This window comes from Xanthomonas sp. SHU 166, from assembly GCF_000364685.1.
GTDB lineage: Bacteria > Pseudomonadota > Gammaproteobacteria > Xanthomonadales > Xanthomonadaceae > Xanthomonas_A > Xanthomonas_A sontii.
Window position 1 is genome coordinate 1 of sequence record NZ_AQOJ01000938.1, and the last position, 14,248, is coordinate 14,248.

General features: G+C 69.9%; 12 protein-coding genes. 6 read left to right on the forward strand and 6 right to left on the reverse strand.

All coding sequences use genetic code 11. From position 1 onward, the window contains the following. The 4 genes from D180_RS21000 to D180_RS21015 form a co-directional block, all read left to right on the forward strand. Nucleotides 1-604 (forward strand): MFS transporter (locus D180_RS21000; protein ID WP_043091493.1); only part of this gene is annotated, 604 nt, incomplete at its 5' end. After that, nucleotides 582-2,339, forward strand: a complete 1,758-nt coding sequence (locus D180_RS21005; protein WP_043091490.1) for an IucA/IucC family protein — start codon at nucleotides 582-584, stop codon at nucleotides 2,337-2,339. The genes D180_RS21000 and D180_RS21005, both read left to right, overlap by 23 nt. Next, nucleotides 2,336-3,589 (forward strand): type III PLP-dependent enzyme, encoded by a 1,254-nt coding sequence (locus D180_RS21010; RefSeq protein ID WP_017914317.1) that lies wholly within the window; start codon nucleotides 2,336-2,338, stop codon nucleotides 3,587-3,589. Before D180_RS21005 ends, D180_RS21010 begins: the two co-directional genes overlap by 4 nt. A 54-nt stretch (nucleotides 3,590-3,643) precedes the next feature. Next, on the forward strand, nucleotides 3,644-3,967 hold the full coding sequence (locus tag D180_RS21015; protein WP_017914318.1) for a PsiF family protein: 324 nt from the start codon (nucleotides 3,644-3,646) through the stop codon (nucleotides 3,965-3,967). 449 nt (nucleotides 3,968-4,416) lie between these two features. Here D180_RS21015 and D180_RS21020 read toward each other — a convergent pair whose 3' ends face one another. After that, entirely contained in the window at nucleotides 4,417-5,514 is a 1,098-nt protein-coding gene (locus tag D180_RS21020; protein ID WP_017914319.1) for a sterol desaturase family protein, read from the reverse strand. A 102-nt stretch (nucleotides 5,515-5,616) separates the two neighbouring features. After that, nucleotides 5,617-6,852, reverse strand: a complete 1,236-nt coding sequence (locus D180_RS21025; protein ID WP_017914320.1) for an MFS transporter — start codon at nucleotides 6,850-6,852, stop codon at nucleotides 5,617-5,619. A gap of 30 nt (nucleotides 6,853-6,882) precedes the next feature. Between D180_RS21025 and D180_RS21030 the strand changes: the two genes are divergently transcribed. Continuing rightward, nucleotides 6,883-7,713: a helix-turn-helix transcriptional regulator gene (locus D180_RS21030; RefSeq protein ID WP_232760614.1), complete on the forward strand. Its 831-nt coding sequence runs from the start codon at nucleotides 6,883-6,885 to the stop codon at nucleotides 7,711-7,713. A 25-nt stretch (nucleotides 7,714-7,738) separates the two neighbouring features. Here the strand turns inward: D180_RS21030 and D180_RS21035 are convergent, their stop codons facing one another. From D180_RS21035 to clpB, 3 genes are all read right to left on the reverse strand, one after another. Beyond that, on the reverse strand, nucleotides 7,739-9,025 hold the full coding sequence (locus D180_RS21035; RefSeq protein WP_017914322.1) for an O-acetylhomoserine aminocarboxypropyltransferase/cysteine synthase family protein: 1,287 nt from the start codon (nucleotides 9,023-9,025) through the stop codon (nucleotides 7,739-7,741). A gap of 130 nt (nucleotides 9,026-9,155) precedes the next feature. After that, entirely contained in the window at nucleotides 9,156-9,815 is a 660-nt protein-coding gene (locus D180_RS21040; protein ID WP_051064876.1) for an HAD-IA family hydrolase, read from the reverse strand. Beyond that, a complete protein-coding gene (clpB, locus tag D180_RS21045) occupies nucleotides 9,815-12,400 on the reverse strand; it encodes an ATP-dependent chaperone ClpB (protein WP_043091492.1) in 2,586 nt (861 codons plus the stop codon). Before clpB ends, D180_RS21040 begins: the two co-directional genes overlap by 1 nt. Before the next feature lie 218 nt (nucleotides 12,401-12,618). Here clpB and D180_RS21050 point away from each other — a divergent pair, with 218 nt between their 5' ends. Further along, complete coding sequence (locus D180_RS21050; protein ID WP_017914325.1) at nucleotides 12,619-13,323, forward strand: glutathione S-transferase; 705 nt, start codon at nucleotides 12,619-12,621, stop codon at nucleotides 13,321-13,323. A gap of 221 nt (nucleotides 13,324-13,544) precedes the next feature. On the opposite strand, the gene D180_RS21055 is transcribed toward D180_RS21050, so the two are convergent. Further along, nucleotides 13,545-14,248: DUF3014 domain-containing protein (locus D180_RS21055; protein ID WP_017914326.1), on the reverse strand; the 704-nt coding region annotated here is incomplete at its 5' end.

The following is a 14,248-nucleotide window of genomic DNA, read 5'->3' on the forward strand; positions in this document are numbered from 1 at the left end:
ATCCACACCCGCGATGCCGCAGGCGGATGCGGCGCAGCGCCGCCAGCGCTGGGCGCTGTGGACCACGCAGTTCCTGTTCTGTTTCGCGATGGTGGTGACCTTTCCCTACTTCCTGCCGTATGCGCAGGCGCACGGCATCGGCAGCAGCGCGGTCGCCGGCCTGCTGTACAGCCTGCCGCACCTGGTCTACCTGGTGCTGATGCCGTGCTGGCGCGGTCGCGACCACCGCATGTCGCCGCTGCCGGCGGGGCTGGCGCTGTTCGCACTGGCCTGCCTGCTGCAGATGGCGCCGCCGGCGCCCGGCTGGTTGATCGCCGCGCGGCTGCTGTTCGGCCTGGGCATGTGGATGGCCCTGCGCGGCCTCAACCGCAGCCTGGCCGAGGTTGCCGGCGGGCGCGGCGCGGGCCAGTTGTTCGGCCGCTTCGATGCCGCCGGCAAGTACGCCGGCGTCGCCGGCGGCGCCCTCGCCGGTGCCCTGGTGCAAGGCCATGGCCTGGCCGTTCCCTTCCTCGCCGCCGCCGCGGCCGCCCTGCTGGCGCTGCTGCCGGCCCTGATGCTCACGTCCGTTCGGAGAACCGTCCATGTCCCCGTTGCCGATGCATGACCCGTGGTACGACAGCCTGGCGCAAGCGCAGGCGATCACCTGCTGGCTCAACTGCTACCTGCGCGAAGTCGCGCTCGGGCGCGGCCTGGCCGACTTCGACTATCGCGGCCTGGACCGGCCCGGCATCGCCGCCGCCGGCGAGCGCTGGCTGCGCCTGCGCCTGCCCTCCGGCGCCACGCTGTGCGTGCGCCTGGCGCATGCCGACGGCCTGGGTCGCTGCCGCTTCGCCTCGGCGCCCTACCTGAAGGCCGACGGCCGTCCGTGGCACTGCCTGGACGCAGAGGCGCTGGTGCGCCTGCTGCTGCAGGAACTCAGCGAAGGCGAGCACGCGCCCAACCTGGAACTGCTGGCGCAGAGCGCCAACAGCATCGCCATCACCGCGCAGTTGCTGCGCCAGGCCGACGCCGCCCAGCCCACCGGCGAGGCGCTGATCGATGCCGAGCAGTCGATGCTGTGGGGCCACGCCTTCCATCCCACGCCCAAGAGCCGCGAAGGCGTGCCGCTGGAGCAGGTGCTGGCCTGCGCGCCGGAAGCGCGCAGCGCCTTCCCGCTATTCTGGTTCCGCATCGATCCGCGCCTGTATCGCGCACAGGGCGATGACGTGCGCGCGACGCTGGCGCAGGCCGGCGGCGGCGCCGACCTGTACCCCTGCCATCCGTGGGAGGCCGAGCGCGTGCTGGCGCATCCGCTGCTGCGCCAGGCGCAGGCGCGCGGCTGGATCGAGCCGCTGGGCGAACGCGGCCTGGCGCTGCGCCCGACCTCGTCGGTGCGCACGCTCTACCACGCCGAGCTCGATCATTTCCTCAAGCTGTCGGTGCACGTGCGCCTGACCAACTGCGTGCGCAAGAACGCCTGGTACGAACTGGAAAGCGCGGTGGCGCTGACCCGCCTGCTGGCGCCGGACTGGCAGGCGCTGGCGCAGCGCGTGCCTGGCTTCCACGTGCTGCTGGAGCCGGCCGCCACCGACCTGGACTTCTCCGCGCTGGACGCCGATGCGCAGGCCTGCCGCGAGCTAGGCGAGAGCTTCGGCGTGCTGTACCGGCAAGCGATCCCGGCGGCGCAGCGGGCACGCTATCGCCCGCAGGTGGCCGGTGCGCTGTTCACCAACGACGCACGCGGCCAGCCGGCTTGCGCCGCCGCACTGCAGACGCTGGCGCAACGCAGCGGCAGCAGCCTGGAGGCGGCCACCGCGGCCTGGTTCCGCGCCTATGCGCGACTGCTGCTGGATGGCGTGTGGAGCGCCTGGTTCGGCTACGGCATCGTGCTGGAGCCGCACCTGCAGAACACCGTGATCGGCTGCGAAGACGGCCTGCCGACACAGGTGTGGATCCGCGACCTCGAAGGCACCAAGCTGCTGCCGTCGCGCTGGCCGGCCGCACGCCTGCCGGGCATGTCCGAGACCGCGCGACAGTCGCTGTATTACAGCGCCGAACGCGGCTGGAACCGCATCGCCTACTGCGCGCTGGTCAACAACCTGGCCGAAGCAATCTTCCACCTCGCCGACGGCCACGACCGCCGCGAACGCCAGCTGTGGCAGATCGTCGGCGACATCGCGCGCAGCTGGCAGCAGCGCCACGGCACGCAACCGGCACTGCAGGCCCTGCTCGACGGCGCGCCGCTGCCGGCCAAAAACAACCTGCGCCTGCGCCTGCTGCAGCGTGCCGACCGCCATGCCGACTACAGCTTCCTGCCCAACCCGATCGGCAGCGCCGCGCTGCGGCAGGCGGCGGCATGAGCCTGCGCATCGATTCCGCCCCCCTGCACGCGGCGCTGGCGCAGTTGCGCGCGCAGGCCGACGGCCCGGTCTGCGCCTACGTCTACGACCTGGCAGCGCTGCAGGCGCACGCGGCGATGCTGCGCGCACACCTGCCGGCCGAGTGCGAACTGTTCTACGCGGCCAAGGCCAACGCCGAGCCCCCCGTGCTGCGCACGCTGGCACCGTGGGTGGACGGTTTCGAGGCGGCCTCCGGCGGCGAACTGCAATGGCTGCACACGCACCAGCCGGGCCGCCGGCTGCTGTTCGGCGGCCCCGGCAAGCTCGATACCGAACTGCAGCTGGCCGCCAGCCTGCCCGACTGCAGCGTGCACGTGGAAAGCCTGGGCGAGCTGCAGCGACTGGCCCGCATCGCCGCATCGCGCACACGCCCGCTGTCGGTGTTCCTGCGCCTGAACATCGTGGTGCCGGGCATGCAGGACACGCGCCTGGTGATGGGCGGGCGGCCCTCGCCGTTCGGCCTGGACGTGGACGACCTGGATGCCGCGATGCAAGTGCTGCGCGGCACGAGCGGGCTGCGCCTGGACGGCTTCCACTTCCACCTGCTGTCGCACCAGCGCGATGCGCAGTTGCAGTTGCGGCTGATCGCGCACTATCTGCAGACCGTGCAGGGCTGGCGCCAGGCCTATGCGCTGGGCCCGCTGACGGTGAATGCAGGCGGCGGCTTCGGCGTGGACTACGCCGATCCGGCGGCCTCGTTCGACTGGGCCGCGTTCTGCGCCGGGTTGCCGGCGCTGCTGCGCACGCACGGCCAAGGCCTGCGCCTGCGCCTGGAGCCGGGCCGCTACGTCAGCGCCGCCTGCGGCTGGTACCTGATGGAGGTGCTGGACATCAAGCGCAGCCATGGCGCGCAGTTCGCCGTCGGCCGCGGCGGCACCCATCATTTCCGCACGCCTGCCGCGCAAGGCCACGACCATCCGTTCCTGGTGCTGCGCGGCACCCAGCCGCCGGTGCTGCGCGATGCGCGGGTGACCCTGGTCGGGCAACTGTGCACGCCCAAGGACGTACTGGCCCGCGACCAGCCGGTGGCCGCACTGGCGCCGGGCGACTGCCTGGCGTTCCCGCTGGCCGGCGCCTACGCCTGGAACATCTCGCACCAGCAGTTCCTGATGCATCCACCGCCGCAGATGCTGTTCCTCGACGGGCCGGCGCAGGCCGCCGACGCTTTGCCGCAGCGCCGCATTGCCGACCCGGCCACCGCCGCGTCATGATCCGGTCACCCGTGCCGGCGCACCCTGCCGGCACATCCAACCGGAGCTGCCGCCATGACCCGTTCCGCCCGCTTCGCCGCCACCTGTTTGCTGTTGAGTTTCACCGCCGCCCCACTGCTGGCCACCGCCGCGACCAAGCCACAGACCGCGCAACAGACTCTTATGGCCAAGTGCTCGGCCCAGAACAAGGGCAAGAAAGGCGACGAGTACAAGAGCGCGCAGAAGGCCTGCCTCAGCGGCGGCACCGCGCCTGCGGCCGGCAACGCCTCCCAGCAGCGGATGAAGGACTGCAACGCGCAAGCCGCGACGCAGAAACTGCAGGGCGACGCCCGCAAGACCTTCATGAGCGGTTGCCTCAAAAAAACAGTGAGCCAGTAAGCCCCTCTCCCCCCGGCGACCGAAGGAAGTCCCGTGGGAGAGAGGTTGGGGTGGGGGTACGGCGCGTAGCGTCTCGCGGTGTTTGGGGGCACGAGGCTGCGCCCTACCCTCATCCGCCCCTGCGGGGCACCTTCTCCCGGCGGGAGAAGGGGAAAAGCCGAGCCCCTCTCCCCCGGGAGAGGGGTTGGGGTGAGGGTACGGCGCCTGGCGTCTCGCGATGTTCGGGGGCACGAGGCTGCGCCCTACCCTCATCCGCCCCTTCGGGGCACCTTCTCCCAAGGGGAGAAGGGAAAAGCCGAGCCCCTCTCCCCCCGGGAGAGGGGTTGGGGTGAGGGTACGACAGCCAGCGAAGCCAGCAAGGACCGGCATTGCCAACCGCCACCGCTCTTACGAATCCCTGCTTTCCACAGCCGAACGGCTGGTCATCCCGACTCCCCAATCCCGGCCCTTCAACCATTCGACGCAGGCGTAGAAGCCGCAGCCGCAGGCGGCTCGACATGCATTGGCAAACCGGCATGATCCACCGGAATCGGCGCATAGTCCTCGCCGAACGCCACTTCGCCCGGCGTCCACCCTGAGCGGCGTCGCACCGCGCCCCAGAAGCGCTTGAGCCCTTCCCACTGCAGCGCCACCAGGCCCAGCTCGTTGTCGCGGTCCACCATCGGGTCGCCCACGCCGGTCGGCCGCACCGGCTCGCCGTACAGCGCGGTGCCGAACAGCACGTCCCAGAACGCGAACACCTGGCCGAAGTTGCAGTTGTGCAGCCCTGGTCGCTCCGGGTCCACGCGCATGTGGTGCAGGCGGTGGAACGGCGGATCGACCAAGATCTTGTCGAGCACCGGACCGAAGCCGAACCGGGTGTTGGCGTGCGACAGGTTCTGCACCAGCTCGCCGAGCAGCATCAGCCAGGCGAACTCGTCGGCCTCAATGCCGAAGGCGATGCCCACCGCGGCCAGCACGAACGACTGCAGCATGCCGTCCAGGTAGTTGCTGCGGTCGTTGGCCCAGCAACTGAGCTGGCGCTGGCTGTGGTGCATGCTGTGCATCGCCCACCACCACGGCATCCAGTGCTGCACCCGATGCATCCAGTAGTAGGTGAAGTCGTAGGCCAGGTAGTACAGCGTAAACAGCGCCAGCGGATGCTGGTCCAGCCACGGCCACAGATGGCGCAGGCCGGTCTCCGGCGCCGCCGCGGCGTTGGGGTCGGCGCCGCCCAGCGCGTTGACCACCGGAGTGAGGATCAGGAACGAGAACAGCGGGAACACCCCGATCAGCATCAACCAGGTGTAGTGGAAGTCGATCCGCGCCAGCCGCCGATGTTCCCAGCGCTCGGCCGGCCACAGGCTCTCCAGCGGCCGGAACAGCACGCCGATGATGGACAGTTGCAATGCCGCCACCAGCAGCGAGGCGGCGATGTCGTGCGGATCGTCGCTGAGCCCGGTCAGGTGCAGCGCCGCCAGCAGCGGCGCCACCGCATGGCTGGCGACCAGGTCGACCAGCGTGGACCAGGCGTGGGCAACGGACGAGACCAGGGCGATGACAGGCATGCGAAGACGGCGATGGGGGCGCGACGGCCGGCGCGACAGCATGCGGCCGCTGGCTTTCGCCAAGCTGTCCACGCCGGTCGATGCCGGCCACGCGCGGTCGCGCTAGTGCGTCGCGACGGCGTCGGGCCGCCGGCTCGGCAGCAGCGCGGCGACGATGCCCAGCAGCGGCAGGAACGACATCACCTGGTACACGAAGACGATGCCGCGGTGGTCGGCGAGCAGACCCAACACCGCCGCGCCCAGCCCGCCCATGCCGAAAGCGAAGCCGAAGAACAGCCCGGAGATGGTGCCGATGCGCCCGGGCATCATTTCCTGCGCGTACACCAGGATCGCGGAGAACGCCGAGGACAGCACGAAGCCGATCAGCACGGTCAACGCGGTGGCCGCATGCAGGCCCACGTGCGGCAGCGCCAGCGCGAACGGCGCCACGCCCAGGATCGACACCCAGATCACCGGCTTGCGGCCGATGCGGTCGCCGACCGGGCCGCCGATCAGCGTGCCCAGCGCCGAGGCCAGCAGGAACGCGAACAGGTGCAACTGCGCGCTCTGCACCGAAATGCCGAAGCGCTGGATCAGGTAGAACGTGTAGTAGCTGCTCAGCCCGGCGATGTAGAAATACTTGGAGAAGATCAGCAGCAGCAGGATGCCGACGATGCGCACCACCGTGGCGCGCGGCAGCGCCGGCACCGCGGCGACCGGCCGCGACGTCGCGCGCGCGGCCTGCAGGTGCAGCGCGTACCAGCGCCCGACGTAGGACAGCAAGGCGATGCCGAGCAACGCCGCGCCGCCGAACCAGGCCACGCTGTGGCGGCCGTTGGGCACGATCACCGCCGCGGCGATCAGCGGCCCCAGCGCGGTGCCGGTATTGCCGCCGACCTGGAACACCGACTGGGCCAGGCCATGGCGGCCGCCCGAAGCCAGCCGCGCGATGCGCGAGGATTCGGGATGGAAGATCGCCGAGCCGATCCCGACCAAGGCCGCCGCCAGCAACACCATGCCGAAGCTGGGCGCATAGGCCAGCAGCAACAGCCCGCACAGCGTGGAACTCATTCCCATCGGCAGCGAATACGGCGCCGGTCGGCGATCGGTGCGCAACCCGATCAGCGGCTGGAACAGCGAGGCGGTGATCTGGTACGTGAGGGTGATCAGGCCGACCTGGGCGAAGCTGAGCTGGAACTGGCCCTTCAGCACCGGATACAGCGCCAGGATCAGCGACTGCATCATGTCGTTGATCAGGTGCGAGGAAGTGATCGCGGCCAGAACGCCGGACGCGACCTTGCGCGGGGCGACGGGAGCAGGCGAGGAAACGACGGGCGCGGCAGGACGCAGCGTGGACATGGCGGGACAGGCATTGCCGGGAGTGCGTTCATGGTAGGCTGCCCTGTCCCGACCTTCTTGCGCGACATGCCCAGCAACCATCGCAAAAAGGACATGCTGGTGCCGCGCGCCGGCCGCAATGCGGACGACGCGCCCGCCGACGTGGTGTGCAAGGCCGTCGACTACCCGCCCGACAGCGCCATCGCCCCGCACCGGCATGCGCGTCATCAGTTGATCTACGCGGTCTCCGGCCTGATGGTGGTGCGCTCGGGCCAGGGCCACTGGGTGGTGCCGAGCACGCGCGCGCTGTGGATCCCCGCCGGCACCGAGCACAGCGTGCGCTGGATCGGCGTCCTGCGCATGCGCAGCCTGTACATCCGCCCCGCCGCCATCGCCGGCATGCCAGACACGCCGACGGTGATGGCGGTGGAGCCGCTGCTGGAAGCACTGATCCGCAGCGCCGCGGAGATCCCCTGGGACCACGCCGCCGACTCGCGCGACGGGCGGCTGATGCGGCTGATCCTGGACGAACTGCATGCACTGCCGGCGCTGCCGCTGTACCTGCCGCAGCCGCGCGATCCGCGCCTGCTGCGCGTCGCCGCCGCGCTCGACGCCGACCCGGCCGATGCCACTACCCTGCACGCCTGGGCCACGGAACTAGGCGTGGACGTCAAGACCATCCAGCGCCTGTGCCAGCGCGAACTGAGGATGCGCTTCGGCCAGTGGCGCCAGCAACTGCGCCTGCTGCGCGGGCTGGAACGGCTGGCCGCCGGCGACCGCATCATCGACGTGGCGGTGGAGCTGGGCTACGACAGCCCCAGCGCGTTCACCGCCATGTTCAAGCGCCAGTTCGGGCAGCCGCCGAGCCAGTTCTTCCGCTGAGCACGCGTGCAGCCCGCGGCGTGGCTCAGGCCTGCGCCAGCGCCTGCTGCAGGTCGGCGAGCAGGTCGTCGATGTGCTCGATGCCCACCGACAGCCGCACCGTATCCTCGCTGACGCCGCTGCGCTGCAATTCCTCGGGCGAGAGCTGGCGATGCGTGGTGGACGCCGGATGCGTGGCCAGCGACTTGGCGTCGCCGATGTTGACCAGACGGGTGAACAGTTGCAGCGCATCGAGGAAGCGCGCGCCGGCGGCGCGGCCGCCGCGCAGACCGAAGGTCAGCACGCCGGAGCCGTGGCCGCGCAGGTACTTCTGCGCCAGCGCGTGCTCGGGATGGTCCGGCAGGCCGGCGTAGTTGACCCACTCCACCTTGGCCTCGCCCTGCAGGTGCCGCGCCAGCGCCAGCGTGTTCTGGTTGATCCGGTCCATGCGCAGCGGCAACGTCTCGATGCCCTGCAGGATCTGGAACGCGTTGAACGGCGACAGCGCCGCACCGGTGTTGCGCAGCGGCACCACCCGCGCACGGCCGATGTAGGCGGCCTCGCCCAGCGCCTCGGTGTAGACCACGCCGTGGTAGCTCACGTCCGGCTCGTTGAGGCGGCGGAAGCGCTGCGCGTGCGTCGCCCACGGGAAGCGCCCGGAATCGACGATCGCCCCGCCCAGGCTGGTGCCGTGGCCGCCCAGGTACTTGGTCAGCGAATGCACCACGATGTCGGCGCCGAAGTCGAACGGCCGCAGCAGGTATGGCGTGGGCACGGTGTTGTCGACGATCAGCGGCACGCCGTGGGCGTGGGCGATGGCGGCCACCGCTTCCAGGTCGGTGACATTGCCGCGCGGGTTGCCGATCGACTCGACGAAGATCGCCTTGGTGCGCTCGTCGATCAGTCCGGCGAAGGCGCCGGGATCGCGATAGTCGGCGAAGCGGGTCTGGATGCCGGACAGCGGCAGCGTATGCGCGAACAGGTTGTAGGTGCCGCCGTACAGCGCGCTGGAGGAAACGATGTTGTCGCCGGCCTCGGCGATGGTCTGGATGGCATAGGTCACCGCCGCCTGACCGGAGGCCACCGCCAGCGCGCCGATGCCGCCTTCCAGCGCGGCGATGCGCTGCTCCAGCACGTCGGTGGTGGGGTTCATGATGCGGCTGTAGATGTTGCCCTGCACTTTCAGGTCGAACAGGTCGGCGCCGTGCTGGGTGTCGTCGAAGGCATAGGCCACGGTCTGGTAGATCGGCACCGCCACCGCGCGGGTGGTCGGATCGGGACGGTAGCCGCCGTGCACGGCGATGGTTTCCAGCTTCCAGTTCGGGTCGGACATGGCGCGCGTCTCGGCAACGAGGGAGCGCAGACGATAGCGCCGCGCACGACGGCAGATGCAAACCTGCGGTTATGAGGCCATGCCGCTGGGTTGTCAGCGTTGCGGCCGGCAGCGTGGCGGCCTGCCGGGCTCAGTCGTCGCCGAGCGCGCCCTGGACGAGCAGCCAGGCACGCAAGGCTTCTGCGTCCACATAGCGCTCGGCGCGCAGGCCCAGGGCGCGTGCCGCCTCGACATGGACCGCCGTGTCATCGACGAACAACACCTCGTCCGCGGCCATCCCCAGCTGCATCAGCGCATGCTGGAAGATCGCCGGCTCCGGCTTGATCGCGCCGACCTCGCTCGAATTCACCACGGCATCGAACGCGTCGGCGATGCCGAGCGCCTGCAGGTCGTGCGGCAGGCGCGAGGTGGCGTTGCTCAGCACCACCACGGGCATGCGCTGGCGCACCTGCCGCAGTAGCGCCAGTACGGGCTGGTTGAGACGGGCCGCCGTCGGCGCGGACCAGGCAGCGACCAGCGCCGCGACGTCGGCCTCGGGCGCCAGCGCGACGAGACGCGCGACCACCTCGGCGCGCCATTGCGCATCGCTGGTGGCACCACGGATCGCCGGCTCCAGCAGCGCTGGCGCGAACGCCACCGCGCGCAGACTGCCCGGCGGCACGCCGTGCGCGCGCTCCAGCGTCGCATCGTCGTCGGGCCACAGCCGCAGCACGCCGTCCATGTCGATCAACAGCGCGCGCGCCGCAGACGCGGCGGTGCGCGCCTGCGGTGCCTGCACAACGGAATCCATCAGGCCTTCTCGAACACCAGCTTGCCGCCCTCGGCCTCGACCTTGATGGTGTCGCCGCTGAGGAACTGGCCGGACAGGATCTGCTGCGCCAGCGGGTTCTCCAGTTGCGCCTGGATCGCACGCTTGAGCGGGCGCGCACCGTACACCGGGTCGAAGCCGACGTTGCCGAGCAGCTCCAGCGCGCGGTCGCCCAACTCAATCTTCAACCCGCGCTCGGCCAGGCGCTTCTCCAGGCCGTGCAACTGGATGCGCGCGATCGACTTGATCTGCGCCTTGTCCAGCGGATGGAACACCACGATGTCGTCCAGGCGGTTGATGAACTCCGGGCGGAAGTGCGCCTGCACCACGCCCATCACCGCCGCCTTCATCTGCGTGTAGGCCTCGGCGCTGCCGTCGCCGCTCAGCTCCTGGATCTGGTGCGAACCCAGGTTGGAGGTCATCACGATGACGGTGTTGCGGAAGTCCACGGTGCGGCCCTGGCCGTCGGTGAGGCGGCCGTCGTCGAGCACCTGCAGCAGGATGTTGAACACGTCGCTGTGCGCCTTCTCGACTTCGTCGAGCAGGATCAGCGAATACGGCCGACGCCGCACCGCCTCGGTCAGGTAGCCGCCTTCCTCATAGCCGACATAGCCCGGAGGCGCACCGATCAGCCGCGCCACCGAGTGCTTCTCCATGAACTCGCTCATGTCGATGCGGATCATCGCGTCGCTGCTGTCGAACAGGAACTCGGCCAGCGCCTTGCACAGCTCCGTCTTGCCGACGCCGGTGGGGCCCAGGAACAGGAACGAGCCGCTGGGCCGGTTCGGATCGGACAGGCCGGCGCGCGAGCGGCGCACCGCGTCGGACACCACCTTGATCGCCTCTTCCTGGCCGACCACGCGCTGGTGCAGTTCGTCCTCCATGCGCAGCAGCTTGTCGCGCTCGCCCTCGAGCATCTTGTTGACCGGGATGCCGGTCCAGCGCGACACCACCTCGGCGATTTCCTCGGCGGTGACGCGGTCCTGCACCAGCTTGAAGTCGTGCTGTTCGGCCTCGTTGGCCGCGGCCAGCTGCTTCTCCAGGTTCGGCAGAAGGCCGTACTGGATCTCGCTCATCTTGGCGTAGTCCTGGCGCCGCTGCGCGGCCTCCAGTTCCACACGGGCCTGCTCGATCTGTTCCTTGATCTTGGTCGCGCCCTGCAGCGCGGCCTTCTCCGACTTCCACACCTCGTCCAGATCGGAGAACTCGCGCTCGAGCTTGTCGATGTCGCTCTCCAGGTCGGCCAGGCGCTGCCGCGAGGCCTCGTCCTTCTCCTTCTTCAGCATCTCGCGCTGGATCTTGAGCTGGATCAGGCGCCGTTCCAAGCGATCGAGTTCCTCCGGCTTGGAGTCGATCTCCATGCGGATGCGGCTGGCCGCCTCGTCCATCAGGTCGATGGCCTTGTCCGGCAACTGGCGGTCGGTGATGTAGCGGTTGGACAGGGTGGCCGCGGCGACGATCGCCGGGTCGGTGATCTCCACGCCGTGGTGCACCGCGTAGCGCTCCTTGAGCCCGCGCAGGATGGCGATGGTGTCCTCCACCGTCGGCTCGCCGACGAACACCTTCTGGAAGCGCCGCTCCAGCGCTGCGTCCTTCTCGATGTACTTGCGGTACTCGTCCAGGGTGGTGGCGCCAATGCAGTGCAGTTCGCCGCGCGCCAGCGCCGGCTTGAGCATGTTGCCCGCGTCCATGGCGCCATCGGCCTTGCCGGCGCCGACCATGGTGTGCAGTTCGTCGATGAACAGGATGATCTGGCCCTCGTTCTTGGACAGATCGTTGAGCACGCCCTTGAGCCGCTCCTCGAACTCGCCGCGGAACTTGGCGCCGGCGATCAGCGCGCCCATGTCCAGCGACAGCACGCGCTTGCCGCGCAGGCCTTCGGGCACTTCGCCGTTGACGATGCGCTGGGCCAGGCCCTCGACGATGGCGGTCTTGCCGACGCCGGGCTCGCCGATCAGCACCGGGTTGTTCTTGGTACGCCGCTGCAGCACCTGCACGGTGCGGCGGATTTCCTCGTCGCGGCCGATCACCGGATCGAGCTTGCCGCTCTCGGCGCGCGCGGTGAGGTCGATGGTGTACTTCTCCAGCGCCTGGCGCTGTTCCTCGGCGTTCTCCGACTGCACCGTCTCGCCGCCGCGCAGCTTGTCGATGGCGGCCTCGAGCTTTTTCTTGTCGGCGCCGGCCGCGCGCAGCGCCAGGCCCAACGGGCCGCCGTCGTCGGCCGCGGCCAGCACGAACCACTCGCTGGCGATGAACTGGTCGTTGTGCTGCTGCGCCAGCTTGTCGGTCTGGTTGAGCAGGCGACTGAGGTCGTTGCCCATCGACACGTTGCCGGGCTGGCCGCTGACCTTGGGCAGCTTGTCCAGTGCCTCGCCGAGCCGCTCGCGCAGCACCGGCACGTTGACGCCGGCCTGCGCCAGCAACGGCCGGGTGCTGCCGCCGGCCTGGTCGAGCAGCGCCACGAACACGTGCACCGGCTCGATGATGGTGTGGTCGCGGCCCACGGCCAGCGACTGCGCGTCGGCCAGGGCCTGCTGGAAGCGCGAGGTGAGCTTGTCCATCCGCATCGGGAAGTCCTCTGAAGGAAAGGGCCGGCCGTGCCGGCATGCCAGCAAAATGCGGCTGTCCGCCCCTGTTTCAAGGCCGTCCGCGACGTCTGTATACACCTCGCGGCACGGCGGCGACGCGACGTGACCTCCGCCGCACTCCGGCACCGGGCAGTCACACGCCGCTACCGCAACGGCGGCTACCCTCGGCGCTCCCGTCCCCACGCACAGGCCCCGCCATGCACTACGAGCTCTACTACTGGACCGGCATCCAGGGCCGCGGCGAGTTCGTGCGGCTGGCGCTGGAGGATGCCGGCGCCGGCTATCGCGACGTGGCGCGCGAGCAGGGCGATGCGGCGATGCAGCCCTTCCTCGACGGCGCCCATGCCGGCGCACGCCCGTTCGCACCGCCGTTCCTCAAGGCCGGCCGCTTGGTGATCGCCCAGGTCGCCAACATCCTGCACTACCTCGGCCCGCCGCTGGGCCTGGTGCCGGACAGCGAATCGCGGCGGCTGCAGGCCCTGCAATTGCAGTTGACCATCGCCGACCTGGTTGCCGAGGTCCACGACAGCCACCACCCCATCGCCAGCGCGCTGTACTACGAGGACCAGCAAGCCGAAGCGCGACGCCGCGCCGAAGACCTGCGCAAGCAGCGGTTGCCGAAGTTCCTGGGCTATTTCGAACAGGTGCTGGACCAGGGCGGCGGGCGCCACGTGCTGCGCGAGCATTCCTACGTGGACCTGTCGCTGTTCCAGCTGATGAGCGGGCTGGACTACGCCTTCCCGCAGGCAATGAAAAAACTCTCGCCGAAGCTGCCGCGGCTGCGCGCACTGCAGCAGCGCGTCTGCGAGCGCCCGGGCATCGCCGCCTACCTGGCCTCGCCGCGGCGCCTGCCGTTCAACGAGAACGGCATCTTCCGGCATTACCCGGAATTGGATGGCTGAGCGAGGCTGGACGTCCGGCGTCGGCCTGCCACGTCCGTTGAAAGACCGCCGTCATGCCGTGGTGATCTATGATGTAGCGCGTCGGGACTGAAGTCCCTCCCACAAGGGCGCTTCAGGCGTGGCCATAGGCGCTTTCCCGCATGAGCGGCTCGAGGTGGCCTCGGGCCGCTCCTGCCAAAAACAAAAAGCCCGCATGACGCGGCACGCGCCTCGCGTCTGGCTCAGGTCCGCGTCAGGGCTTCGCGCACCGCACGCAACTGCGCCTTGACCGCAGCGGCCTGGGTCGGGCCCATGCGCAACAGCGCCTTCTGGCCGATCGACAGCGATTCCAGCGCCGGATCCACGAAGCGGTACTTGCCGCGCACCGGATCCATCTCCACCGCGAGCGGCGCGGTCGGCATCGGAGTCTGCAACAGGTGGTCGATCACCTGCACCAACCGATCGTTGAAGTAGCCCTGCGGATAGCCCAGTTCCACGTAGGCCTGCTGGAACAGCGGATAGAATCGCCGGTAGGCCGCCACCGCCGTGCCCGGATCGGCGCGGGTGAACGCCTCCACGTAGGGCGCATAGCGCTGGGCATTGGTGTCGGCGATGACGCTGGCGCCGCTGGCATCGGTGCTCACCTGCAGGTCGCCCGGCACTTGCTTGAGCGCCAGGGAGCGGGCAGTGACGCGGCGCTGGGTCAGGTTGTCGACCATGGTCACCAGGCGCTGGATCAGGTGGTCGCGCAGCAGCAGCGCCAGTGGTGCGTCGCCGCCAGCCAGCGCGCTCAGTGCCGACCAGGCCGCATCGTCGCTGGCGGCCAGCGCCGGAATCGCCGCGTCGGCGGCTTCCGCGGCATCGATCGGGTGCTGGATCGGCGGCGGCGTTGCCGCCGCGACAGGCGTGTCAGACGTTGTCGGCGCGGCCGCGGCGGGCGGCGGCG